Raw genomic sequence first — 23,738 nt, forward strand, 5'->3', positions numbered from 1 at the left:
CCTATTCACGGCGCGCCGGGCCCCGGGCGGCCGGGCGCGCGCTTCGTAAGCGGAGAGGAATTTGGGATAATCCAGTACCTGCAGGGACGCGCCCGGCGGTTCGAAGACCGCCCGGCCGGGGATAGAATCGTTTTTGTGAAGAGCCAACTTCCGAGGATCGGGCCATAGGATCATGAGACCTCTGAAGCGGGGGATGCGCGGGCGGGAGGTCGTGGACCTCCAGACCCGGCTGAGCGCTCTGGGCTACGAGCTGGGCAACCGGGGGATAGACGGCGTCTTCGGTCCCGCGACGGAGCTGGCCGTGAGGCAGTTCCAGCGGGATCTCGGCCTCCTGGCGGACGGGATCGTGGGCGAGATCACCTGGCGCGAGCTGGTCGAGAGCGGTTACCGGCCGGGCGACCGGCTGCTCTACCTGCGCCAGCCGCCCTTCCGGGGCGCCGACGTGATGGAGCTGCAGCGGATGCTGAACGATCTGGGCTTCGACCCCGGCGCTGTCAACGGCCTCTTCGACGGCCGGACGGTGCGCGCCGTCCGGGAGTTTCAGCGCAACACGGGGCTGGAGGCGGACGGGGTCGTGGACTACGAGGTCTTCAGAACCCTGAGGACGCTCGCCGCCCAGAGCCTCGGCACCCACCCCTACCCGGACAAGAACGGCGGCTACTTCCCGGACGACCTCTTCTCCGGCATGATCGTGGTGGACGCCGCCCACGGCGGGGAGGATGCCGGGCACGTGGCGGCCTCGGGCCTGCGCGAGTCCGACCTGAACCTGGCCGTGGCGCTGGAGTTGGAGAAGGTGCTGCCGGCGCAGGAGGTGCTTCTGACCCGCCGCTATGACGAGCACATCGCGCTTTCTGACCGGGCGTTTTTGGCCAACACCTCGCGCGCGAAGATGATTATCTCCATCCACCACGGCTGGCACCCCACGCCCGCCGCCTCCGGGACCGCCACTTACTACTTCGAGCGGCTGGGCTACCACTCGCACCGGGGCAGGATGGCCGCCGCCTACATCCAGCGCGGCGTGAGCCGGGCGCTCGGCACGGTGGATATCGGGGAGTTCGGGCGCTCGTACGAGATCCTGCGCGAGACTAATATCCCGGCCGTGCAGGTGGAGCCGCTGCATATCTCCAATCCGGACGAGCTGCGCCTGGCCGAGGAGCCCTCCTACCCGGCGAGGGTCGCCGAGGCCATCGCCGGCGCTCTGGAGCTCTACGCCAGCCGCGACCGCAGCTTCATCGCCGCCCGGTAGAGCCATGCTCCTCTATACCGACGCCTCGCTCGCAAAGCACGTAAACGAGCTCTCCGCCTTCGAACGCCCGGAGCGCCTGCCCGCGGCCCTGGCCGGGGCCGAGGCGGCCCGCCGGGCCGGAGCCCGCGTGGAGCGCCGCGCCTTCGAACCCGCCGACCCCGGCCTCCTGCGCGAAGTGCACGCCCCGGAGTACCTGAACCTCCTGCGCTCCACGGCGGAGTCCGGCGGGGGGACTCTGGACCCGGACACCGCCATGAACGAGCACTCCTGGTCGGCAGCGCGCCTCGCCGCCGGAGCCGCTGCCGCCGCGGCCGAAAGCGCACTCTCCGGAACCCCGGCGTTCGCCGTGGTGCGTCCGCCGGGACACCACGCCGAGAGCGGCCGGGCGATGGGCTTCTGCTACCTGAACAACGCCGCCGCAGCCGCCTCCCGCGCCCTCGCCCGGGGGGCCGGACGCGTGGCGGTGCTGGACTGGGACGTGCACCACGGCAACGGGGTGCAGGAGATCTTCTACTCCGATCCCCGCGTGCTCTACCTCTCCGTCCACCGCAGCCCGTTCTACCCCGGCACGGGCGCTGCGGAGGAGACGGGCGAAGGACCCGGAGAGGGCTTCACCGTTAACGTCCCGCTCCCGGCGCGCAGCGGTGCCCCGGTCTACGCCGCCGCCTTCGCCGGGGTCCTGCTGCCCGTGCTGCGGGAGTTCGAGCCCGGGCTCGTTGTAGTCTCTGCCGGCTACGACGCTCACCGCCGGGACCCTCTGGGCGGCATGGAGCTCGATGAGAGAGACTTCGGAGCCTTCGCCGCCGCGCTGAGGAGGGAGGCGCCGCTCGCGCTGGTGCTGGAGGGTGGCTACGATCTGAAGGCCCTGGCCGCGAGCGTGCGCGAGACGGTGCTGGGAGCGGAGAGCGGCGGACCCCCGGTGTGGAGGTTCTCGGACGACCTGCCGGAGCCGGTGCGCCGCGCCCGGCGCATCCTCTCCCGGTACTGGGAGGGGATGCGGTAGAGCCCGTTGGTCAGACCGGCACCCTTCGGTTATAATGACGCACCGGACAGTCGGGACGTAGCGCAGCCTGGTAGCGCGCCTCGTTCGGGACGAGGAGGTCGGAGGTTCAAATCCTCTCGTCCCGACTCTCTTTTGTCTCTTGCAGCCTTGTATCAAATATCTTATAGTGTCTCGACTTACGATAAGCGGGGGGTGAGGTGTCTTGGCAGTAGGGCGCGGACTGGCGCGGCGGCTGGCGAAGTATCTGCGATGCGTCGCCGCCCTGCGCGAGGAGGGTCTGGATGCGGTCTCTTCGTGGATGCTGGGCGAGTACACGGGCGTAAACCCGGCGCAGGTGCGCCGGGATCTGGCGGGCCTCGGGATCGGGGGTACGCGCGGGGTGGGTTACGAGACGGAGGAGGTCTTCGGCACTCTCCGGAGGGTGCTGGGGCTGGATCGGGTCCACGACGTGGTTCTCGTGGGGGCCGGGCGGCTGGGGACTGCGGTTGCGGGCAGCGAGCTGCTGGTGAAGCGGGGTTTCCGGGTTGCGCAGCTCTTCGACCGGGATCCGGCGAAGATCGGGCGCAGGGTGGGGAACCTCACGGTCCGGGATGTGAGGGAGCTGGACGGCGGCGAGAGGATGCCGGAGATCGGGATCATCGCCGTACCCTCGCAGAACGCGCAGGAGGTGGCGGACCGGCTGGTCGCCTCGGGGGTCGTCGTAATAGTTAACTACACGGACGCTCTGCTGCACGTGCCGGCCGGTGTGCAGGTGCACGACGTGGATCCCTCCAGCCAGCTCATGCACACCCTGTACTATCTTACGCGCTCCGGGGAGGAGATTCCGGCCTGAGGCGGCCGTCCGCTCAGTCCGGCGTCTCGCCGCCGGCGTCGAGCCCGAACTGCTCCACCGGGTTCAGACGCTCCACGGTCGAGCGGTACTCCATGCGCACGGTTCCGTTGGCGAAGTTGGAGCCGCCGCTGCCGAGCCGGATGTAGTGGGTGTAGAACTCGGCCTCTTTCTCCGTTCGGGTGTAGCCGGTTCCGGCTTCGTACTCGCCCTCGAAGAAGATGTAGAGCTCTCCGGTGCCGGAGAGGCGTTCGCCGGCCGTCTCCGAGACGAAGTTGCGGCCGGTGGAGACGGCGTACCCTTCTACCGTTCCGGAGGAGCCGTCCGTGCCGGTCAGGACGTAGCGCAGGCGGGCGGGAGGGCCGCTGAGGTTGGAGAAGGGCACGGGTGTGTCTGCGACCCAGGCGTCGTCGCGCTGCATCGTCTCGCCGGGAACGGCGGGGAAGAGGGAGAGGATGACCTCCCGCATCGAGATGAGCGGTACGCCCGCCTCCAGCAGCTCCTCGTCGCCGCGCACGCCGGTGGCCACGCCCGGCGGCCGGAACTCCACCGTTGCCCGCCGTCCCCGCAAGGAGTCCAGGTCGAGGGCGACCATCTCCCCGTCCGGGCTCTCCACGCTCGCCGCGGCGTAGAGCACCTCCACGCCGGCTTCGGAGTCCGAGACCGGGTCCACCCGGAAGGCCGCCGTGAGCTCCGTCGAGCCCCGGCGGTCCGAGATCGCGCCGGAGAGCTCGCTCGCCGCCTGCGCGCTCACCCGGTAGACGGCGGGGGCTTCGGTGGCGGGCTCCAGGGCGAGCGAGCCGGGAGCGGCGCAGGAGGTCAGGAGGAGGAGGGCGAGCGCCAGCGGGGCGAGGATCCGGGTCACAACCCCGCCTCTTCGGCTTCTTTAAGCAGCTCCTCCCAGTCCTCATACAGCCGCTCCAGGGCGCTCTTGAGCTGCCGGTGCTCCAGCACGACCTTGCGCGAGCGCTCCCCGTCGGCGTAGAGCTCGGCCGTGGCGAGCTCCTTCTCCAGCCGGTTCACGCGGCGTTCGGCCGCCTCTATCTCGCCCTCGACGGCGACCAGGCGGCTCGCGACCACGCTCTGCCGGTCGTCCATCCCCGGGCGCAGGCGCTTGCGAGGCCGCCGGCGTCCGCCCTGCGGTCTTGGGGCGTCCAGTTGCCGGTGCGCGCGGTAGTAGTCGTAGCCGCCGGGGTAGTCGGAGAGCTCCCCGCCCTCCAGCTCCAGCACGCGCGTGGCCAGCTTGCGCAGGAAATAGCGGTCGTGCGAGATGAAGAAGAGCGTCCCTCCGTACTCCAGCAGCGCCCTCTCCAGCGCCTCGCGCGCCGGGATGTCCAGGTTGTTGGTGGGTTCGTCCAGCAGGAGCAGGTTCGCCCCGCTCGCCACGAGCTCGGCCAGCGAGAGCCGGTTCCGCTCCCCGCCGGAGAGGGAGGAGACCCTCTTGAAGACCTCCTCGCCGGAGAAGAGGAAGGCGCCCAGGAGGCTCCGCGCGTCTGCCGGATCGAGGCCGGTGGCCTCCGTGACCTCCTCCAGGACGGTCTTCTCCGGGTCGAGGTTTGCGAGCTGCTGGTCCTGGTAGGCGGCGCTCACGTTGTGCCCGAGGCGCACCAGGCCGCTCCGGGGCTCGAGCTCGCCGGCTGCGAGGCGCATGACGGTGCTCTTGCCGGAGCCGTTCGGGCCGAGCAGGGCGACCCGCTCGCCGCGCTCGAGAACGAGGTTGGCGCCGGAGAGGAGGGGTTTGTCGGCGCCGTAGCCGAAGGTCACGTCCTCGAACTCCAGCACGACCCGGCCCGCGCGCTGCACCCCGCCGCCCAGGTCCACCCGCATGGCGCGGGCCTCCTGCCGTGGGGTGTCGATCTCCTCCATCCGCTGCAGGAGCTTCTGCTTGCTCTTGGCCTGCTTCGCCTTGGTGGCCTTGGCCCCGTACCTCTCGATGAACGTCTGGAGCTGCTCGCGGCGGGCGCGGTTGGCCTTCGCCTTGCGCTCCAGGCTCTCCTGCCGGGCGCGTTTTTCCGCGACGTACCTGGTGTAGTTGCCCGCATACCGGGTGATACGCCCGTCCTCCAGCTCCAGGATCGAGTCCGCCACCTCGTCCAGGAAGTGCCGGTCGTGGGAGACGACGAGCACCGCGGACTTCGCGCCCTTCACGAAGCCCTCCAGCCACTCTATCGCTTTGAGGTCCAGGTGGTTGGTGGGCTCGTCCAGCAGGATCACCTCCGGCTCCGAGAGCAGCAGGCGCGCGAGCGCGATCCTGCTCTGCTCCCCACCGGAGAACGATCCCACCGGGCGCTCCCAGTCCTCTCTATCGAAGCCCAGGCCGCTCAGCGCCGAGGCCGCCCGTGCCCGGTACTCGTAGCCGCCGTCCCGCTCGAACTCGGCCTGCAGCCGCCCGTAGCGCTCCAGCAGGGCGGGGGAGTGTTCGCTCTGCAGCCGCGCTTCCAGCTCGCGGAGCTCCCGCTCTCGCCGTATGAGGTGTGCGAAGGCCCCGAGCAGCTCGTCCTTGACCGGACGGTCCACGCCGGCGTAGAGGCTCTGGTCCGTCAGGCCGACCTTCGATTCGCCGGCCCGCTCGACCGTTCCGCCGTCCGGCTCTGTGTGCCCGGCCAGAATGTTCAGCAGGGTCGTCTTGCCGGCCCCGTTGCGCCCGACGAGGCCGAGCTTCTCCCCGGCCTCTATCTCCAGGGTCGCGCCGGCGAGCACCTTCACGGCGCCGCCGAGGTACTTTACGATGTTCTGGGCGACAAGGACCTTCATGAGAGGTTAGATTATATCGGGAATGCGATGCCGTTGAGCCCCGGAGAGCGGGAGGAGTACGAGAGCGACCTCATAGCCTTCTGCGACCGGGAGCTGGACCTGCTCGGGGAGATCCGGGGGCTGCGCACGCTCTACGCCGGGGGAGCGGCGGCACTCTGGATCGAGGGCCTGAGCCAGAGACTCGGGGAAGAGGGGGAGCTGCACGTGCTGGAGCTGGATGCCGGAAAGGTGGAGGCCGCCCGCGAGCTGCTGCGGGAGGCCGCTCTTGCCGCTCCGGTCCGGCTCATCCGCGGCGACGTGCACGCTCCGCCGTTCGAGGCGGGCTCGTTCGACCTCGTCTACTCCGCCGGGCTCTTCCACGAGCTGGACGTCTCGGAGCGCCCGGCGGAGGCTGCACTGGAGGGTATGGCGGCGCTGCTGCGCCCCGGCGGGCGGCTCGCCACCTCGGACTTCGTGGATCAGGTCCCGGCCCTGCAGCTGGAGGACGAGGCGCTGGAGGCGGAGCTGGCGCGCGCCGGCGGGAGGCGCCTGTACGGCATCGGGCCGCCGGAGCGGCTCGTAAAGCTGCACCGGAAGGTGCTCTCCGGCCTGCGGTGGCACATCAGCCCGCCGTTTCGCATCCGGCACCTCGGGCGGGTGATCGTGGAGGGCGACGACTTCGCGCAGCGGGCACGGGGGAGCGGGCTCCTCCGGCGGCGTGCAAGATTCCTGGAGCGCGTGCGGCGGGAGGGGTACACCCGGCCCGCGACGCTCTATGTGGAGGGTTTTGCGCCTACCGTTCCAGGATCACGGTCACGGGGCCGGAGTTGACGAGCCCGACCTCCATCATCGCTCCGAAGACGCCGGTCCCGACCCGCAGGCCCTTCTCCCGCAGCCGCCCGCAGAAGTAGTCGAAGAGGGGCTCGGCCTCCCCGGGCGGGGCCGCGTTCACGAAGCTCGGGCGCTTGCCCTTGCGGGTGTCGGCGAGCAAGGTGAACTGGGAGACGGCCAGTATCTCGCCGCCCACGTCCCGCACGCTCAGGTTCATCCGCCCCGCTGCGTCCTCGAAGATCCTGAGGCCACTTATCTTCTCCGCCAGCCAGTCGGCCTGAGCCCGGGTGTCTCCCCGCGCCACCCCGACGAGCAGGAGCAGCCCCCGGCCGATGCTCGAGACGGTCTCGCCGTCCACGGTAACGGAGGCGCGGGAGACGCGCTGGACGACCACCTTCATTCCAGCGGCCGCCTCCCGGCGTAGCCCGCGTCCACCTCGTGCCAGTACATCACGCGCTCCTCGGGGGGGTGCCAGCAGAGGAAGACGATCCTGCCCTCCCGCTCGTGCGGGAAGTCTATAAGACCCGCGTCCAGATCCTTGAGCATGACGCCCAGCTCGCGGATGCGGGAGATCGCGCGGTAGAGCCGGTACGCCTCCGCGCCGTACTCGCTCCCGGCCCGGCCGCCGCCGTTGTGCGGGGCTTGCTCCAGGACCGGCTCCAGCTGCGGAGCGCGGCGGCGGAGCTCGTCGCGGTGGCGGAAGGCCTCCTGCAGGAGTTCCGTCAGGCGGGGGAGGAGGGCGTTCGCCTCCTCAACGCTGAAGAGCCGGTAGCGCTCCACCGCCTCTAGCGGCCGACGGCCAGCCGGGCTGCGAGCATGTCGGGCAGTCCGGCGGCCCGGATCCTGGCCTGCGACCTCTCGATGTCGTACTGCACGAAGCGGTAGGTTACGGTCAGGCCCTCGACCGTCACGTAGGAGGCGAAGGTGTCGCCGTCGCGGGGCTGGCCCACGGAGCCTGGGTTGATGAGGTACGGCCCGTTCTCGCTCAGGTCCAGGGCGCCCGAACCGTTCGCCGGGTGCGGCGGCCGGGGGGCGATCGACTTGACGTGCGTGTGCCCGAAGAAGCAGAGGGGAACGCCCGGGTACTCGCTTTTGAGCAGCGCCAGGTTCTCCTCGGCGGTCGTGTGATCCATGATGTACTCGTCCGGGTCGCGGATGGAGCCGTGCACGAAGAGGGCGTCCGCGCTCTGCATCATCCGGGGCAGCCCGAGCAGGAACTTCCGGTTCTCTTCGGTCAGCTGCTCGCGCCCCCACAGCACGGCCGCGGCGGCGACCGGGTTGAACCAGCTGATATCCGAGCTCTCATCCGCGATGGCGAGGTCGTGGTTGCCGGAGATGGTCAGGATCTCCCGCTCCCGGATCAGGTCGCAGCACTCGTTGGGGCTGGCGCCGTAGCCGATCACGTCCCCCAGGCAGTAGATCCGCTCCAGATCCCCGGGCATGTCGCCGAGCACGGCCTCGAGCGCCTCCAGATTGCCGTGGATGTCGGATATTACCGCGTACATGGTCCTCTCTTACGCTGGAGAGAGTAGTTTACCGGCCGGATGCGGGATTTGAAAGGCTCGGAGGGGGAGATTCTCCCGGGCTTCAGCGCAGCTCCACGCCCAGGATGGTGGCGTCGTCCCGCAGGGGGTCGTCCCCGAACTCGACGACCTCCCGGATCAGGGCTTGCACGTACGGGAAGGGCGGCAGGTTGGCGTACCGCTGTGCGCGCCGCAGCAGCCCCTTCAGGCCCAGAGGGCTCCGGTCCCGGCCCCGGCGCTCCAGCACCCCGTCGGAGAGGAAGAGCAGCCGCAGCCCCGGCTCCAGCCGGAAGATATCCGGATTGTAGGTCTGGCCGTCTTCCAGTCCCCCGAGCGGCGGGTAGATCGAGGAAGTCCGGAGCGGGAGGGGCTCCTTTCCGCCCACGGCCACCGGGAGGGGATGGCCGGCGTTGATCACGCGCATCTCGCGCGTGCGGAGGTCTATCTCGGCGACGAGCAGCGTGGCGAACTGCTCCGGGCCGGTGCTCTCGAGCAGGGCCCGGTGGGCGGCGAGCATCGTCTCCTGCAGGCTCAGGCCCCGCCGCCGGGAGTTGCGGACCGCGCCGAGCGAGATCGTGGCCACCGCGGCGGCCCGGAGCGCCTTGCCGGCGGCGTCGCAGATGGCCACGGAGAGGCGGTCGCCGTTGAGCGCGTAGTCGAACCAGTCCCCCCCGATATCGTAGGCGGGTTCTATGAACCCGGCGACGCCGACCCGCTCGGTGTAGAGCTCGTTCGGGGGCAGGGCTTCCTGCTGCAGCTCGGCGGCGATGGAGAGCTCCGCCCGGCGGCGCATCCTCTTCAGCTCGTCCGTGTAGCGGTCGGCGATCGCGAGCGCGGACCCGGCCCGGACCCCCAGGCGCGCCAGCTCTCTCAGCGTCTCCGCGCCGAACGGCTCCGCCCCGCCCAGCACCAGCGCCCCGGCGACCGAGTCGCCCGCCAGCACCGGGGCCGCGGCCAGATACTCCGCGCCGGAGAGGGGGCCGGGCTCCCCGGGGAGCCCGGCCGCCGAGAGCGCCGCGGGCCGCCGGTCGTGGATCACCCGGCTCAGCGGATGCTCCCGCAGGTCCAGCACCTCCCGCTTCCCGGGCTCCGGGTGGGATGCTGCCAGATGCAGCGCGGTGTTGTCCAGATCCAGCACGAAGAGGGCGGCGGGAAGCCCGAAGGTCTCCGAGACCCGCCGCGCTATGTGTCCGGGGATCCGGCCCGGCGGCGGGGCAAGAAAGTCTTCTCCTCCCGGCAGGGTCTCCGGATGCCTCAAAACCCTCCTTGCGTCCGCATGAGAGAACTGCCCCTGGATTATGCGGCCGGCCGGAGTCTCTGGCAAGGCCGGCGCGTTGAAGGACCGGCCGCCGTGCGGTACCATATTGCGGCCGGATTTTCACGGGCCTGTAGCTCAGGGGATAGAGCAGCGGTTTCCGGGGCCGCGTGTCGGAGGTTCGAATCCTTCCAGGCCCGCTTTTGCACAGGGGGTGGTGATCGTGGGAGCCGGAGACGGCGCCCTTTCTCCAGAGGTTACGCACATCTCCTGGGGCCGGCTGGAGGCCGGCGGGCGTGTTTTCAAGGACGCCAGGCTCTACCCCGGCGGCGCCCGCGAGTGGGACTGGAACGAGACCGGGACCCGCCACGAGCCCGGCATCCGGCCGGCCGACGTGGAGGAGCTGCTTGCCCGCGGGGCCCGGGTGGTCGTCCTCTCCCGGGGATTCTACGGGCGGCTGAGGGTCATGCCGGAGACGTTGGAGCTGCTTGCGCGCCGGGGCGTAAGGGCACACGTGCTGCGCACAGAGGAGGCCGTCCGCCTCTACAACGAGCTGCGGCGGAAGGAGCCCGCCGGAGCGCTCGTACACACTACCTGCTAGGGGGCTGCAGCCGGCCGCGCAGGAGGCTCAGACCCGAGCGCAGCTCCTGCACGCGCAGCGCGAGCGCGGCCCCCAGGTAGACGGCGACCGAGGCTCCCCCGACGCCGGCCAGAATTGCGGCGCGCTGCGCGAAGTCCGAGCCCGGCCCCAGGATCTGCATCCCGAGGTGTGCCGTGGCGAACATGGCTGCCCCCGCGAGCAGGATGCGGATGAGCGAGTTCAGCAGCCGGCGGCCGTCTATGCTCTTGGTCTCCCGGCGCATGGCGAGGAGCAGGGCGAGCGCCAGAACGAAATACGCGGCGGAGAACGCCCAGGCTATGCCCTGTGCGCCGAGGATGCGCGAGAGCCCGTAGGCCAGGGCGACGTAGAGCGCCAGCAGGAAGACGTTCATCGCCGCCGGGGTCTTCGTGTTCTGCCGGGCGTAGAAGGCCCGGGCCAGGATGAAGTAGGTGGCGTAGCCGAGGAGGCCCGCGGCGTAGGCCACGAGCAGGGCGGAGACGGTCCGGGTATCTTGCGGGGTAAACTCGCCGCGCTCGTACAGCAGCCCCACGATAGGTTCGGAGAGCGTGATCAGGCCGACCGTGGCGGGAACCACGATAAACGCCATGATCCTGAGCCCGAACGAGAGCGTGCGGCGGTAGCCTTCGGCGTCCGAGGCCGAGAACCGCTCGGAGAGCTCGGGCATCAGGGCCGTGGCTATGGCGACGACGAAGATGCCGTAGGGGAGGGAGTAGATCATGAACGCGTACCACAGGTACTCCACGGCTCCGAACTGGCTCCCGATCAGGTTCGCTGCGAACTGCACGCCGACCGCTGCTGCGACGAAGACGAGCATCGGCCCGGCCAGCCGCGCCGCGGAGCGCAGGGCCGGGTGGCCGAGCCGGGGCCGGGGCCGGTAGCCGAGCCGGATCACGGGCGGCAGCAGCACCAGCGACATGACCGCCACGCCGAGGGTGGTCCCTCCGGCGAGCACGTAGACGGCTCCGGCGGGGTTCTCTTCCCGGAGCAGCCAGTACCCGGCGAAGGAGGCGATCACCACCAGGTTGTTGAAGACCGGTGCGAAGGTGGGCAGGAAGAACCTGCGGTGCGAGTTGAGCACGCCGATGCACACGGCCCCTATGCCGTAGAAGATGATCTGCACGGCGAAGATCCTGAACATCAGGATGGCGAGCTCGGTGGCCTGCCGCGCCTCCTCCGGGGAGAGGTTGCCCTCGGCGGCCTCAAAGTCCGAGGCCAGCCTCACCAGCGGCCCGGCGAAGAGTACTCCCAAAAGCGAGACGGCTGCCAGAACCGGCACGACGAGCGTGAACAGGGCGTCGGTGAACCGCCGGGCGTCCTCCTCGCCGTGCTTCTGGATGCGCTCGACCAGCAGCGGGATGAAGATCGAGTACAGGATCCCGCCCATGAAGAGCTCGTAGATCTGGTTCGGCAGCGTGTTGGAGAGCGTGTAGGCGTTGGCCACGACGCCGCTGCCCAGCGTCGCCGCCATCACCATCGTGCGCAGGTATCCGGTTATTCTGGAGACGGTGGTGGCCGCCGACATCGAGAGGACGGCCCGCACGATCCCTGTCATGATCCCTGGATGTTACTCCCTGATCGCTCCGGATGTCGAGCTGTGGTATAAGGGCGGCGGTATGGGGAAGATAGTCGCTCTGGGAGAGGTCGTGGCGGACATCTACCGGGCCGGAAGCGAGCGTCCGGAGGAGCTGCCCTTCATAGCCCGCCCCGGCGGGGCGCCCGCGAACCTAGCCGCCGCCGCAGCGAGGCTGGGCTCTGTGGCCGCCTTCATCGGCCGGGTGGGGGAGGACCTCTTCGGGAACTTCATCCTGCACGCCCTGCAGGCCTGTGGAGTGGACGTCTCGGGCGTGAGGCGCTGCGATCCTCCCACCCGCACCTCCATAGCCTTCGTGGAAGTCTCCCCGTCCGGCGAGCGCTCCTTCACCTTCTACCGCACCAGCCCGGCGGCCGATGAGCTCCTCTCGGCGGAGGACGTTACGCGCAAATCCCTCTCCGGCGCTTCGTTCGTGACCTTCGGGAGCATCCCGCTGCTGCGCGAGCCCTCCCGCTCTGCCGTCCGCCGGGCCGTGGAGCTGGCGGAGGAGCTGGACGTGCCCGTGGCCTTCGACGTGAACCTGCGCCCGCACCTCTGGGAGGGCCTTGAGGAGGCGCGGCGCGAGATCCTGCCGCTCCTCGGGCGCGCCCGGATCGTCAAGCTGAGCGACGACGAGATAGGGCCGCTGCTGGGGACAGAGGAGCCCCTGGCCGCCGCCGGCCGGCTGCTGGAGGCGGGGGTCTCGCTGGCATTCATCACGCTGGGGGCCGCCGGAGCCTTCTACGCCGCGCCGGGTTTCCGGGGCTCCGTCCCCGCCTTCAGCGTGAGAGCCGTGGACTCAACCGGGGCGGGCGACGCCTTCACCGCCGCGGTCCTGGATCATCTCTCCAGAGGCCCGTGGAGCGAAGCCCGCGTCCGGGAGGCGGCCACGCGGGGAGCTGCGGCCGGGGCGCTGGTCTGTACCGCCTTCGGGGCGCTCGGAGCGCTGCCGGACGCCGGGGAGGTGGAGGCCCTAATCTCTAGCGGCGCACCCGGCTAACCTCTACCGGCACGTCCACCAGCCCACCGAGCCTCTCCGCCAGCGGGCGCAGGGAGGGGAGCTCGGTTGCGGCGTGGCCGGCGTCTATGAGGGGCAGGCCCAGGGACTCGGCCAGCAGGGCCTCGTGGTACCGGATGTCCCCGGTCACGTACGCCTCCGCTTCTGAGGCCGCCACCCGCCGGATGAAGGACCCTCCGGAGCCACCGAGTACGGCCACGCGCCCGACCTGCCGCTCCGGCTCCGGGTCCGAGACCAGCCGGGCCGGGAAGCCCAGCCTCCCGGAGACGTACTCCGCGAGCCGCCGCGGCGTCATGGCCTCGGGCAGCCGGCCCGTCCGCCCGTACCCGCAGCCCTCCGGGTGCCCGTCCACCGGGTAGAGGTCGTAGGCCATCTCCTCATAGGGGTGTGCTTCCGCGGCGGCGGCGGCCGCGCGGCGCGCCAGATGCGCCGGCACGACCGTCTCCAGCCGGATCTCCGCGACCTGCTCCAGCCTCCCGGCCTCGCCGATGTGGGGGCTCGTGTGCTCGCTGCCTCTGAACGTCCCGGTCCCGGGAGTGCGGAACGTGCAGTGGGTGTACTCCCCGATCACACCCGCCCCTGCCGCGGAGAGGGCGTCCGATAGCTCCCCGGCGTTCTCCTCCGGGACGAAGACGACCAGCTTCCTCAGCTCCCCCGCCGGGACCACGACCTCCAGCGGCCCCTCAAGCCCCAGCGCTCTCGCCAGCGCGACCGAGACACCCCCCGGCGCGGCGTCGTAGCTGGTGTGCGCGGCGTAGACGGTGAGCCCGGCCCGCGCCGCCCGCAGGATGAGATCCCCGGGGTAGCGGCCGAAGTCCACGCTCCGCAGCGGGTCGCCGAAGATGAGCGGGTGGTGGAAGAGCAGGAAGTTTGCGCCCAGCTCCTCCGCCTCGTCGAAGACCTCCGGCAGCGGGGTGAGTGCGACCAGCACCCTCTCCACCGGAGCGTCGAGCGAACCGGCCTGCAGCCCGCAGTTGTCCCAGCTCTCGGCCAGCCCGCCGGGAGCGATCTTCTCCACAGCTGCCGCTATGTCTCTGCCTCGCACCATGGTGTGTACGATCGATTGTACAATCTCCGGGTCGTGGACCGCATCCGCACCGCAGAGCTCGTCTCCGAGGCCACGCGCCTGCCGTTTATCGTCGTGCCCCTCTTCCTGCTGCTGGGATACTCGGCGGCGGGTGGGAGCGGGCTCCTCTGGGGCGCGCTGTGCATCTTCCTGACCAGCGGGCTCTCGCTGCTCTACCTGCTGCACCTCACGCGCTCGGGGAAGGTGAGGGACCCGCGCAGGATCGGCCGGGAGGAGCGCGTGAGACCCCTGTGGATCGTGGCCGGGCTGCACGCCTCGGCTTGGCTCGTGCTGACCCTGCTCGGCGCTCCGGCGGTGCTGCGGGCGGTCCTGCTCTCCTACGTCCTCGCCACGCTGGCGTTCGCCCTGCTCACGCCGGTCGTAAAGATCTCGCTCCACGCCGCCGGCGTCTCGGGCGCCACGGTCTGCCTGCTCTTCGTCTTCGGGTGGTGGGGAGCGCTCGCCGCCCCGCTGCTGCCGGTGGTGTGGTGGGCCAGAAGCGCCCTCGGCCGCCACACGCCGCCCGAACTCGCCCTCGGCTCCGCCGTTGGCGGCGGGTCTGCCCTGCTGGCCTTCTTCGTGCTGCTGTAGTAACGCCTGGCCCGGGAGAGGCAGCCGTGACCGGCTCGTACGTCCCGCAGTTATTGGTTGATACACCGGCCAGCGCGGTACAATCGCCCGGTAGATATCTACCGGAGAGGAGCCTCTAAGAGATTTTGGGTTACGGCCATCGTCTGGAGTTCGGGATCACGATCCCTCCGGTGTTGCCAGAGGGGGCGGCCGCGTTCGCGCGGCGGGCCGAGGAGCTGGGGTACGACGTGGTGACGTTCCGGGATGCGCCCGGAAGATCCCTCGACGCCTGGACCCTCGCGTCGTGGGTCGCGGGCCGGACGGACCGGGTGCGCGTCGGGGCGCACGTGCCGTGCGCGACGCCGGCGGTTCTGGCCCGCGCGGCGGCGAGCCTGGACCTGCTCTCCGGCGGGAGGCTCGAGCTGGGGCTCGGGGCCGGGGAGGAGGCCGCGGCGCTGGGGGAGGCCATAGACATAATCCGGGGGCTCCTCGACGCCGGGGAGCGGGGCCCGCTGAGGTTCGAGGGCGAGCACTACCGCGTCCGGGGCGCCCGGCGCGGACCCGCGCCGGAGCGCTACGTGCCGGTACACGTGGAGGCCCACGATCCCCCGATGCTGCGGCTCGCGGGACGCAAGGCCGACGGCTGGGTGGCGACGCTCGGGCGGATCAAGGCCGGCGGGATACGGGCCGCGAACGGGCTCCTCGACGAGACCGCGCGCGAAGCGGGGAGGGACCCGCGCGAGATCCGGCGCCTCCTGAACATCTCGGGGCGGTTCTCCGGGGAGCGCGGCGGGTTCCTCGACGGGCCGCCCGGGGCGTGGGTCGAAGACCTCCTCCCGCTCGTGATCGAGGAGGGCGTCGGGACCCTCGTCCTCGCCACGGACGGTGCGGAGGGTATGGAGCGGTTCGCCCGCGAGGTCGTCCCGGCGCTGCGCGAGGCCGCCGGGCGCGAGCTCGCCGGGGCGCCCTCGGGGCCCGCCGTGCGTCCCGCCTGGGTGCGGGCCAGGCGCCAGCCCGGCATCGACTACGGCCGCATCCCCGCCTCGCTCGGAGAGAACGCGGTGGAGCCCGGAGACCCCGCCTACGCGCGCGTCAGGTCCACCTACCTGCGCGGCGGGGCGCCGGGGCTCGTTTTGCGGGCCGGGAGCCCGGAGCAGGTAGCCGAGGCCCTCGCCTTCGCCCGCTCCCACCCCGAGGTGCCGCTCGGAATCCGCAGCGGCGGGCACGGCATAAGCGGCCGGTCCACCAACAGGGGCGGCATCGTCATAGACCTCTCTAAGATGGACGGCATCGAAGTCCTCGACGAGGCGAGCCGGCGGGTGCGCCTCGGGCCGGGGGCGCGCTGGATGGACGTGGCCGCGGCGCTCGCCCCGTACGGGTGGGGGCTCAGCTCGGGGGACTACGGCGGCGTGGGGGTCGGCGGGCTCGCGACCGCCGGCGGCATCGGCTGGCTCGCGCGCAAGCGCGGCCTCACCATAGACCGCCTGCGCGCCGTGGAGATGGTGCTCGCCGACGGCTCGGTGGTCCGCGCCGGCGGCGAGGAGAACCCGGACCTCTTCTGGGCCGTCCGGGGCGCGGGCGCGAACTTCGGCATCGTCACCTCGTTCGAGTTCGAGGCCTACGAGGTCGGGGAGGTCGGCTGGGGGCAGTTCCTGGTGGACGCGAGCGACACGGCGGGGCTCCTCCGGCGGTGGGGCGCGGCGGTCGAGGTGGCGCCGCGGGACCTCACCAGCTTCATAATCCTGGGGGCGCAGCGGCCCGGACGGCCGGCGGTGGCGCAGGTGTTTGCGGTCGTCGACTCCGACCGGCCGGAGGTCGTCGCCGGGCAGCTCGAGCCCGTGGCCCGGGCGGCGCCCGTGTACGACCAGAGCGCCGTCATCACCCCGTACGCGAGCGTCATGGCCAACGCGCAGGGGAGCTACCACGAGGCCCGGGGCGAGCCGGTAGCGCGCTCCGGCCTCATCCGGCACATCACGCCGCGGTTCGCCGCCGCGGCGGAGATGCTGCTGCGGAGCGGGGCGGCGTACTTCTTCCAGATCCGGTCGGTCGGCGGGGCGGTCTCTGACGTCGCGCCGGAGGCGACCGCCTACGCCGGCCGGTCGGCTAACTTCCACGTCGCCGCGTTCGGGGCGAGCCCGGAGCGCCTGGACGCGGCATGGGACGCGATGCGCACCCACTTCGAGGGCACCTACCTAAGCTTTGAGACCGACCGGCGCCCGGAGCGCCTGCGGGAGGCGTTCCCGCCCGGGGTGCTGGAGCGCCTGCGCGAGCTCAAGGGACGCTACGATCCGGAGAACGTCTTCCGCGACAACTTCAACATCCCCCCGGCAGAGAGGAGACAGGGATGACGGACTACGGACACGACCTGCTCTTCGGAGCCTTCATAACCCCCGCGGCCCGGCCCCCCACGCACGCGGTCGAGCTGGCGGTGGCCGCCGAGCGGGCGGGGCTGGACCTGGTGACCTTCCAGGACCATCCCTACCAGCCGGCCTTCCTCGACACCTGGACGCTGCTCTCCTACGTCGCCGCGCGCACCGAGCGGGTCCGGCTGAGCGGGAACGTGATCAACCTGCCCCTCCGGCACCCGGCGGTTCTGGCCCGCGCGGCGGCGAGCCTGGACCTGCTCTCCGGCGGGAGGTTCGAGCTGGGGCTCGGGGCCGGGGGGTTCTGGGACGCGATCGAGGCCATGGGCGGGCGCCGGCTGACGCCGGGGCAGTCCGTGGAGGCGCTCGGGGAGGCCATCGGGATCATCCGCGAGCTGTGGGACACGGAGAAGCGCGGCGGGGCGCGCTTCGACGGCGAGTACTACAGCCTCAAGGGCGCCAAGCGCGGCCCCGCCCCCGCCCACGGCATCGGGATATGGGTCGGGGCGTACGGGCCCAGGATGCTGCGCCTCACCGGGCGGATGGCCGACGGGTGGGTACCCTCACTCCCCTACCTCTCCGGCGGCCCCGCCAACCTCGCGGAGATGAACCGGCGCATCGACGAGGGAGCGGCCTCCGCCGGGCGCGACCCCTCCGCCGTGCGCCGCCTGCTCAATATCTCGGGGCAGTTCCAGCCCTCCCGGGGCTCCCTCCTCGTCGGGCCGCCGCGGCAGTGGGCCGAGGAGCTCGCGGAGATCTCGCTCGAGCACGGCGTGAGCGGCTTTATCCTGATGGCCGACGACGCCGCCCCGATCGAGCTCTTCGCCTCCGAGGTCGCCCCCGCCACCCGCGAGCTGGTCGCCGCCGGGCGCGCCCGGTGAGCGGAGTGCCGGCACACTCAGGAGGTCGGAAAGGATGACCCCGGCGCTCTCGGTACTGGATCTCTCCCCGGTCAGCGCCGGGTCCGGCTCCTCCCGCGCCCTGCGCAACACCCTGGAGCTCGCCCGGCTCGCCGACCGGCTCGGCTACGCCCGCTACTGGCTCGCCGAGCACCACAACCTCCCGAGCGTTGCGAGCCCCGCGCCGGAGGTCATGATCGGGCACGTGGCCGGCGCGACCTCCCGCATCCGGGTCGGGGCCGGCGGCATCATGCTCCCCAACCACGCCCCGCTGAAGGTCGTCGAGACCTTCCGGCTGCTCGAGGCGTTGCACCCCGGGCGGGTAGATCTCGGGATAGGGCGTGCCCCGGGCACCGACCCCGTTACCGCCGCGGCGCTGCGCAGGGGCCTTGGGGCGGAGGCCGACGACTTCCCGCAGCTCTTCGGCGAGCTGCTGGCCTTCGCCGGCGAGGGCTTCCCGGAGGGCCACCCCTTCGCCTCCGTCAGGGCCGTGCCCGACGACGTGGAGCTGCCCCCCATCTGGCTTCTCGGCTCGAGCGGCTACTCCGCGAAGGCGGCCGGGGAGATGGGCCTCGGCTACGCCTTCGCCTCCCACTTCAGCCCCGTGAACCCCGCCCCGCCCATGCTCGCCTACCGCGAGCACTTCAGCCCCTCGGAGAGCTTCCCCGAGCCCCACGCCATCCTCGCCGCTTCTGTCGTCTGCGCCGAGACGGAGGAGAGGGCCGGGGAGCTCGCCTCCTCCATGGGCCTCGCCTGGGTGAGGATGCGCACCGGCAAGCCCGGCCCGCTGCCGAGCCCCGAGGAGGCGCTCTCCTACCCCTACAGCCCGGCGGAGCGGCGGCTGCTGGAGAGCTACCGCTCCATGCAGGTCGTGGGCGACCCGGAGTCCGTCAGGGAGCGTCTCACCGGGATGGCGGAGAGCACCGGTGCCGACGAGGTCATGGTCACCACCATGGTCTACGACCACGGGGCCAGGCTCCGCTCCTACGAGCTCCTGGCAGAGGCCTTCGGCCTGGGAGACGGGCGGTAGGCAAGGGGCGGCTCTGCTAAACTGACGTTCGCCATGAAGCTCTCGAGGCGACAGTGCAACCTGCTGCTGGGGATGGGGATCGTGATGCTCTTCTTCTGGGTCACCCGCGGCTACACGTGGTACGCCAACGACCTGCAGAGCGACCCCTACCTGGCCTTGCTGCACCTGCCGATCATAGCCGTCTCGCTCGCCATCGGCGCCTACCTCGCCTACCTCGGGATCAAGGGACGCCGGCAGACCGGCGGCTAGTGCATCCCCGGAAGATGCAGGGGTTTTATGAGTGGAGCCGGGGGGACTCGAACCCCCGACCTCTGCCATGCGAAGGCAGCGCTCTCCCGGCTGAGCTACGGCCCCTCCGACCCGCATATCGTAACACATTGTTCTGCGGCCGTCAGCCTTTGGCCGGTGTTACTCTCTGCGAGCGGGTCAGGGGCGCGGTGCTTCGCTGATCCGGCACGGACGAAGAGGCCCGGCCCCACGGGGCCGGGCCTCTTCGCGATCGGCGCAGCTCTCCCTAGCCCGTTCGCCGGTTGAGACGGCGGAGCATGATCAGCCCGGCGCTGACGAAGGCCACCGAGCTCAGCGCCACCAGGATGCCCTGGAGCCCGCCGGTAAACGGGAGGAAGTCCGCCGGCAGCACGGCCGCCTCCGCCTCGGTGGTCGGCACCTGCGCCTCGGTAGGCGCGACGCCCGTTACGGAGACCACGAAGAGCCCCTCGGTGTTGAGCACGCCGTCCCCGCCGTGTACATTGATCGGGTCGGCGGTGACCTCGATGATCAGGCTCCCGGCCGAGATGTTGGCGTTCGTACCGTCGATGAAGGTGCCCTGGGTGCCATCTCCGTCCTGCAGGACCACGGAGGCGCCCGGTGTCACCGCGAAGTCGCCTTCGCACTCGATCACGTCGCCCGCGTTGACGATCCCGTCCGTGTCGTTCGGAACCACGCACTGGCTCTCTTCGGCCGGTCCGGGAGGCGGCGCGGGGGCCGCGTACTGATCCCCGGCGGGCTGCTGGGCTCCGGCAGCGGCTGCCACCCCGAGCATGGCTGCGACGGCGAACACAAGCGCTACCATGACGTAATTGACTCTGATTGCCGGCCCCATGATTTCCCTCCCTGAAGCTTTGCGGAAATTTGTTATCTTTGTTTAAGTAAGACTACGCCAGTCCGGCTGCCCGCGTCAAGGGCAAACGGCGCAAAAAAGTCCGTTGGAAGCGGAAAAAAGAGAAATCTGCTCCGGCCGCCGCCCTACGACCGCGCGAGCACGATCCGGTCCTCCGCCCCTATCCCGGCTCTGTCGAAGAAGCCGCTCTCGGCGGCGAGGACGAGGCGGTAGGGCTGGTCCTCGCTCACGGACCCGGAGACGCCGCGCTCCACGCGCAGGATGGACCCGGCGGAGTCCGCGAGCGCCACGTCCACCGGCGCTCCGGCGCCGCGCAGCCTAAGCTCGCCGACCGTGTTGGCCGGCAGGATCAGGAGGGTCCCCGGCCGGAGCGCTACGGGATGGTCCGCGGCGCTCCTCGCCACCTCCGCGGTGAGCCCGGCCCGCTCCTCGCCCCGGTGCCGGAGCCCTACCTCCACCGACTCGACGCCGGTCTGGTAGGCGAGGTGGACGGCTCTCCGGTTGAGGTCGGAGTCCAGCGGGTTCCGCCGCAGCGCCTCCTGATACATCTCCAGGGCCTTCTCCAGCTCGCCGCGCCGCTCGTAGAAGTCGGCGAGGAACATGTAGGGCGCGTAGTGCTCCGGGTTCAGCTCGATGGCCCGGCGGTAGGAGAGCTCGACCCGCTCCCAGTCGCCCGCGCTCATCGCCAGCTCGGCCTCGCGCTGGGCCAGCCGCGGGTTGAGCGGGTCGAAGCGCTGGGCCCGCTCGACGAGCTCCAGCGCTTCCTGCGGGCTCTCGGCGGCGTAGCTGCGCTGCACGTAGTGGTCGGCCGCATACAGCGGGATCACGGCGGCGAGCGTCAGGATCGAGGCGACCAGCCCCGCCGCCCGCGCGGTCCAGCCGGAGGCGGAGGCGTTGCTGCGGCCCCAGGGGCCCGCGAGCAGCGCCAGGTAGAAGATCGCCGGCAGCGTGATCGCCGGCATCTGCCAGAACCACTCGGCGCCGGAGTGCACGAACCAGTAGGCGACGCAGGCCAGCAGGGCCCCGACCTGAGCCTTGCCCTGCGGGTTCAGCTCCCGGAATCTGGCCCACAGCCCGCCGGCCGCGCAGACCGCGAGGAAGCCCAGAAAGAGCGCCCCGCCCACCGCGCCGCGCTCGGCCAGCACCTCCAGCGGCAGCATGTGCGGCTGGCGCACCCAGAAGCCCCCCCGCTCCCGCAGCTGGTAGAAGGTCGCCTCGTAGTTGTGCGTGCCCACCCCTGTGATCGGGTTCTCCGCGAAGTCCCGCCAGGCCACCTGCCAGAGCGTGTAGCGGCCCGAGCCGGAGATGCTCAGGTAGCGGCTCTGCTCGTGGCCGGCCGGGTCGTTGGACTTGAACGCCTCCCAGCGGCTTTCGGCCCACCCGACGGGGTCCCCGACGCGTTCGAGCGCCGCCGCTCCGGCGACCACCGTGGCGACGATGACCCCGGCTAGCACCAGGCTCCCCAGGACGCGTGTCGCGACGGTCGAGAGACGCCAGTTGCTATCGGCCGCGCCCCAGAGCAGCCCGTAGAGCCCGGCCGCCGCCGCTCCCAGCCAGATCTTCGGGAGCGCAGCGGAGAGGGCCGCTCCGGCGGCTTCCTCCCGCAGGAACGCTTGGTATACCTCGTTCAGATCCGGGAAGGCCGCCGCCAGTGCCAGGGCGGCGGGGAGCAGGGCCACAAACCCCCGCAGGCGCTGGCCGGAGAGCGCGAAGTAGACCAATAAAGAGACCCCCAGGGAGACCATGGCCCCGCGCGACTGGGTCAGGACCGCCAGGTTCAGGCTCAGCGCCGCCCCGGCGAGCAAGAGTCCGCGCAGGAGCGGATGCACGCGCCGGGAGGCAGCGAGATAGATAGCGGCCCAGAACGGCACCAGCAGGAAGGCCGCCTGCCCGTTGGCGTAGCCGGCGGTGCCGAGCAGGCGGCCGTACTCGAAGAGGTCCTCCGTATGGGCGGGCAGCATCAGCAGCGTGAAGGCCGCCACCGCCGCAGGGCCGAGCGCCGTCGCCGCCAGCACCCGGCGCCGGGACGCCCCCGCCCCGAGCATGGCCAGCACAATCCAGAACGCCATGAGGTAGAGCAGGGTCTGCCCGGTGCCCACCCACGCGTCCCCTGCGTTCGGCGACCAGAGCATGGAGAGGGCGGTCCACGCCGCGAAGGCGGTAAAGAGGGCCAGCGCTATCCCGCTCCAGTCACGCCGGAGGGGCGGGCAGAGCCCGGCCAGCGAAGCCAGGAGCACCAGGAGCGCCGTTATCCCGGCGGCCACCGTCCACTGCCCGGGGAAGTATCCGGCTCCGAAGAGCCCCATCCACGGGACGAGCAGCGCCACGGCTACGAGCACCGCCGTGGGGAGGAGCCGGTCGTCGTTGCTATTATTCGTTATCTTGCCGAAAGCATCCTTCACGCGTCTTGACTTCGATGCTGCTCCTGGAAAATCTACGGCGCATCGTAGACTTTCGTGCACATAATGTCTACACTACGGCACTGTGGAACCAGGGCGGATGGGATCGAGGCCCACCTGCTTCCCTACCGCTCCAGATGTTTAGAAGGTGTGCGCCACAGATGATCAGCGATAGACCGGGAAGCGAACCCGCCGCCAGAGACGAGGAGTACGTGATCTCCCTCAGAGACCTGCTCCAGGTTCTCTGGCGGCGGCTGTGGGTGATCCTGCTCGTCTCCATCGTCTTCACCGGCGTCGCTGCGGGCTACAGCCTGCTGCAGACGCCACACTACGAGGGCTCCATAAAGATCCTGGTCGGCCAGGAGCGGGGCATCACCGAAGACCCCACGCAGGCCACGGGCCTGCAGCAGCTCACCCAGACGATAGCCGAGATAGTCAACACGCAGACGGTGGCCGCGGCGGTCATCGAGGAGCTGGATCTGGGCGTGACGCCCGAGGAGTTCCTGGAGAACATGAGGGTCGAGCAGATCCCCAACACCCAGGTCATCCAGGTGTTCTACCAGGACCCGGACCCGCAGCGGGCCCAGCTCGTGGCCAACACCGTCGGGGACGTGTTCTCCGAGCAGGTCGCCGAGGTGAGCCCCAGCGCCAACGCCATAACCGCCACGGTGTGGGAGCGCTCCTCCGTGCCGGAAGACCCCGTGAGCCCCAACCCGGTCCGCAACGGGCTCCTGGCGCTGATGCTGGGCCTGATACTGGGTGTGGCGCTGGCCGTCCTCCTGGAGTACCTCGACGACAGCTGGCGCTCGCCCGAGGAGTTGGAGGAGTTCTCGCGCGTGCCGAACTACGGTATCATCCCGCGGTTCGAGGCCGTGCGCAGGAAGGGGAAATGAGATGATCATCTCGCGCCGCAAGAAGCGCAGCGAGCGGGAAGAGGACCTCTCGGGCCGGCTGGTCACCATCCTGGACCCGGAGGGGCCCGCCGCGGAGGCGTACCGCACGCTGCGGACCAACCTGCTCTACGCCCTGGTAGACGACCCGCTGAAGGTGGTCACGTTCACCTCTCCGGGCCCCGGAGAGGGCAAGAGCACCACCTGCGCCAACCTGGGCGTGGTGCTGGCGCAGGCGAACAAGAATACCCTGATCCTGGACTGCGACTTCCGCCGCCCCGTGATGCACCGGTTCTTCGGGCTGCGCAACGTCTGGGGCGTAGTGGACGTGCTGGTGGGCAAGCGGAGCCTGCCGGACACGATGCAGGAGGTCCTGGTTGGTCTGAACGTGCTGACGTGCGGTCCCATCCCGCCCAACCCGGCCGAGCTGCTCAGCTCCCAGCGGTTCGCAGAGTTCGTCGCCCGGGTGCGGGCGGAGTTCGACTACGTGCTCATAGACGCCCCGCCGGTCGGCCTGGTCTCCGACCCGGTCGTGATCTCCACCCAGGGAGACGGGGTAATGCTCGTCCTGGACGCCCACAGCACCGGCAAAGGAGCCCTGCGCAAGAGCCTGCACAGCCTGGAGGCCGTCGGAGCCAACATCATCGGCACCGTAATGAACAACGTCCGCGGCGGCAAGGGCGGCTACTACCGCTACGGTTATGGCGGGTACACGTACAAATAATACGTGGGGCGTCCGTACTGCAAATATCGAGTGCCGCGCCGGTTGAA

23 protein-coding genes and 3 tRNA genes are annotated in these 23,738 nt (G+C 70.6%); 15 read left to right on the forward strand and 11 right to left on the reverse strand.

The window, feature by feature from the left end; translation table 11 throughout:
* The first annotated feature begins 172 nt into the window (after positions 1-172).
* The 4 genes from E0L93_RS04930 (at position 173) to E0L93_RS04945 (ending at position 3,081) form a co-directional block, all read left to right on the forward strand.
* Positions 173-1,246, forward strand: coding sequence for an N-acetylmuramoyl-L-alanine amidase (locus E0L93_RS04930; RefSeq protein ID WP_132689318.1), 1,074 nt, complete (start codon positions 173-175; stop codon positions 1,244-1,246).
* Between the two features lie 4 nt (positions 1,247-1,250).
* Complete coding sequence (locus tag E0L93_RS04935) at positions 1,251-2,249, forward strand: histone deacetylase family protein (RefSeq protein ID WP_132689321.1); 999 nt, start codon at positions 1,251-1,253, stop codon at positions 2,247-2,249.
* A gap of 51 nt (positions 2,250-2,300) precedes the next feature.
* Positions 2,301-2,374, forward strand: a tRNA-Pro gene (locus tag E0L93_RS04940).
* Positions 2,375-2,451: 77 nt separating this feature from the next.
* Entirely contained in the window at positions 2,452-3,081 is a 630-nt protein-coding gene (locus E0L93_RS04945; RefSeq protein ID WP_132689324.1) for a redox-sensing transcriptional repressor Rex, read from the forward strand.
* 13 nt (positions 3,082-3,094) lie between these two features.
* Here the strand turns inward: E0L93_RS04945 and E0L93_RS04950 are convergent, their stop codons facing one another.
* Entirely contained in the window at positions 3,095-3,943 is an 849-nt protein-coding gene (locus tag E0L93_RS04950; RefSeq protein ID WP_132689327.1) for a hypothetical protein, read from the reverse strand.
* The gene (locus tag E0L93_RS04955) at positions 3,940-5,832 is read right to left on the reverse strand and encodes an ABC-F family ATP-binding cassette domain-containing protein (protein ID WP_132689329.1); all 1,893 of its coding nucleotides are present in this window, start codon (positions 5,830-5,832) and stop codon (positions 3,940-3,942) included. Before E0L93_RS04955 ends, E0L93_RS04950 begins: the two co-directional genes overlap by 4 nt.
* A gap of 33 nt (positions 5,833-5,865) precedes the next feature.
* On the opposite strand from E0L93_RS04955, the gene E0L93_RS04960 reads away from it, so the two are divergent.
* Positions 5,866-6,642, forward strand: a complete 777-nt coding sequence (locus tag E0L93_RS04960) for a class I SAM-dependent methyltransferase (RefSeq protein WP_165874169.1) — start codon at positions 5,866-5,868, stop codon at positions 6,640-6,642.
* Here the strand turns inward: E0L93_RS04960 and dtd are convergent.
* The 4 genes from dtd to E0L93_RS04980 all read right to left on the reverse strand — a co-directional run bounded on the left by dtd (position 6,605) and on the right by E0L93_RS04980 (position 9,423).
* Positions 6,605-7,042: a D-aminoacyl-tRNA deacylase gene (gene dtd / locus E0L93_RS04965; RefSeq protein WP_132689335.1), complete on the reverse strand. Its 438-nt coding sequence runs from the start codon at positions 7,040-7,042 to the stop codon at positions 6,605-6,607. The genes E0L93_RS04960 and dtd overlap by 38 nt on opposite strands.
* Entirely contained in the window at positions 7,039-7,422 is a 384-nt protein-coding gene (locus tag E0L93_RS04970; RefSeq protein WP_132689338.1) for a DUF2203 domain-containing protein, read from the reverse strand. The genes dtd and E0L93_RS04970 overlap by 4 nt, the downstream gene beginning before the upstream one ends.
* Before the next feature lie 5 nt (positions 7,423-7,427).
* Complete coding sequence (locus E0L93_RS04975; RefSeq protein ID WP_132689341.1) at positions 7,428-8,147, reverse strand: metallophosphoesterase family protein; 720 nt, start codon at positions 8,145-8,147, stop codon at positions 7,428-7,430.
* Between the two features lie 82 nt (positions 8,148-8,229).
* Positions 8,230-9,423, reverse strand: a complete 1,194-nt coding sequence (locus tag E0L93_RS04980) for a PP2C family protein-serine/threonine phosphatase (protein WP_165874170.1) — start codon at positions 9,421-9,423, stop codon at positions 8,230-8,232.
* A gap of 124 nt (positions 9,424-9,547) precedes the next feature.
* Here E0L93_RS04980 and E0L93_RS04985 point away from each other — a divergent pair.
* Together E0L93_RS04985 and E0L93_RS04990 are read left to right on the forward strand one after the other, a co-directional pair.
* A tRNA-Arg gene (locus E0L93_RS04985) sits at positions 9,548-9,620 on the forward strand.
* 23 nt (positions 9,621-9,643) lie between these two features.
* Positions 9,644-10,021, forward strand: coding sequence for an Mth938-like domain-containing protein (locus E0L93_RS04990; RefSeq protein WP_165874171.1), 378 nt, complete (start codon positions 9,644-9,646; stop codon positions 10,019-10,021).
* Here the strand turns inward: E0L93_RS04990 and murJ are convergent.
* A complete protein-coding gene (gene murJ / locus E0L93_RS04995; protein ID WP_132689349.1) occupies positions 10,011-11,594 on the reverse strand; it encodes a murein biosynthesis integral membrane protein MurJ in 1,584 nt (527 codons plus the stop codon). The genes E0L93_RS04990 and murJ overlap by 11 nt on opposite strands.
* Here murJ and E0L93_RS05000 point away from each other — a divergent pair.
* Entirely contained in the window at positions 11,476-12,612 is a 1,137-nt protein-coding gene (locus tag E0L93_RS05000; RefSeq protein WP_243638115.1) for a carbohydrate kinase family protein, read from the forward strand. The genes murJ and E0L93_RS05000 overlap by 119 nt on opposite strands.
* Here the strand turns inward: E0L93_RS05000 and E0L93_RS05005 are convergent.
* Positions 12,593-13,648, reverse strand: a complete 1,056-nt coding sequence (locus E0L93_RS05005) for a Nif3-like dinuclear metal center hexameric protein (RefSeq protein WP_165874172.1) — start codon at positions 13,646-13,648, stop codon at positions 12,593-12,595. The genes E0L93_RS05000 and E0L93_RS05005 overlap by 20 nt on opposite strands.
* Before the next feature lie 45 nt (positions 13,649-13,693).
* Between E0L93_RS05005 and E0L93_RS05010 the strand changes: the two genes are divergently transcribed.
* From E0L93_RS05010 to E0L93_RS05030, 5 genes are all read left to right on the forward strand, one after another.
* Entirely contained in the window at positions 13,694-14,287 is a 594-nt protein-coding gene (locus tag E0L93_RS05010; protein ID WP_132689358.1) for a hypothetical protein, read from the forward strand.
* 122 nt (positions 14,288-14,409) lie between these two features.
* Positions 14,410-16,614 carry an LLM class flavin-dependent oxidoreductase gene (locus E0L93_RS05015; RefSeq protein WP_424511420.1) on the forward strand — a complete coding sequence of 735 codons (2,205 nt, stop codon included), beginning with the start codon at positions 14,410-14,412 and terminating at the stop codon, positions 16,612-16,614.
* Positions 16,611-17,510 carry an LLM class flavin-dependent oxidoreductase gene (locus E0L93_RS05020; protein ID WP_132689362.1) on the forward strand — a complete coding sequence of 300 codons (900 nt, stop codon included), beginning with the start codon at positions 16,611-16,613 and terminating at the stop codon, positions 17,508-17,510. Before E0L93_RS05015 ends, E0L93_RS05020 begins: the two co-directional genes overlap by 4 nt.
* Before the next feature lie 34 nt (positions 17,511-17,544).
* Complete coding sequence (locus tag E0L93_RS05025; RefSeq protein ID WP_132689365.1) at positions 17,545-18,558, forward strand: LLM class flavin-dependent oxidoreductase; 1,014 nt, start codon at positions 17,545-17,547, stop codon at positions 18,556-18,558.
* A 33-nt stretch (positions 18,559-18,591) separates the two neighbouring features.
* Positions 18,592-18,807, forward strand: a complete 216-nt coding sequence (locus E0L93_RS05030; protein ID WP_132689368.1) for a hypothetical protein — start codon at positions 18,592-18,594, stop codon at positions 18,805-18,807.
* A 32-nt stretch (positions 18,808-18,839) separates the two neighbouring features.
* Here the strand turns inward: E0L93_RS05030 and E0L93_RS05035 are convergent.
* The 3 genes from E0L93_RS05035 to E0L93_RS05045 all read right to left on the reverse strand — a co-directional run bounded on the left by E0L93_RS05035 (position 18,840) and on the right by E0L93_RS05045 (position 22,080).
* Positions 18,840-18,912: transfer RNA gene (locus tag E0L93_RS05035), tRNA-Ala, on the reverse strand.
* 160 nt (positions 18,913-19,072) lie between these two features.
* Positions 19,073-19,660, reverse strand: a complete 588-nt coding sequence (locus E0L93_RS05040; protein WP_165874173.1) for a hypothetical protein — start codon at positions 19,658-19,660, stop codon at positions 19,073-19,075.
* 143 nt (positions 19,661-19,803) lie between these two features.
* A complete protein-coding gene (locus E0L93_RS05045) occupies positions 19,804-22,080 on the reverse strand; it encodes an O-antigen ligase family protein (RefSeq protein WP_243638116.1) in 2,277 nt (758 codons plus the stop codon).
* Positions 22,081-22,238: 158 nt separating this feature from the next.
* On the opposite strand from E0L93_RS05045, the gene E0L93_RS05050 reads away from it, so the two are divergent.
* Together E0L93_RS05050 and E0L93_RS05055 are read left to right on the forward strand one after the other, a co-directional pair.
* The gene (locus E0L93_RS05050; RefSeq protein WP_165874174.1) at positions 22,239-22,970 is read left to right on the forward strand and encodes a YveK family protein; all 732 of its coding nucleotides are present in this window, start codon (positions 22,239-22,241) and stop codon (positions 22,968-22,970) included.
* A gap of 1 nt (position 22,971) precedes the next feature.
* On the forward strand, positions 22,972-23,691 hold the full coding sequence (locus tag E0L93_RS05055; protein ID WP_132689378.1) for a CpsD/CapB family tyrosine-protein kinase: 720 nt from the start codon (positions 22,972-22,974) through the stop codon (positions 23,689-23,691).
* The last annotated feature ends 47 nt before the right edge of the window (positions 23,692-23,738 follow it).

This window comes from Rubrobacter taiwanensis (assembly GCF_004337705.1).
GTDB lineage: Bacteria > Actinomycetota > Rubrobacteria > Rubrobacterales > Rubrobacteraceae > Rubrobacter_C > Rubrobacter_C taiwanensis.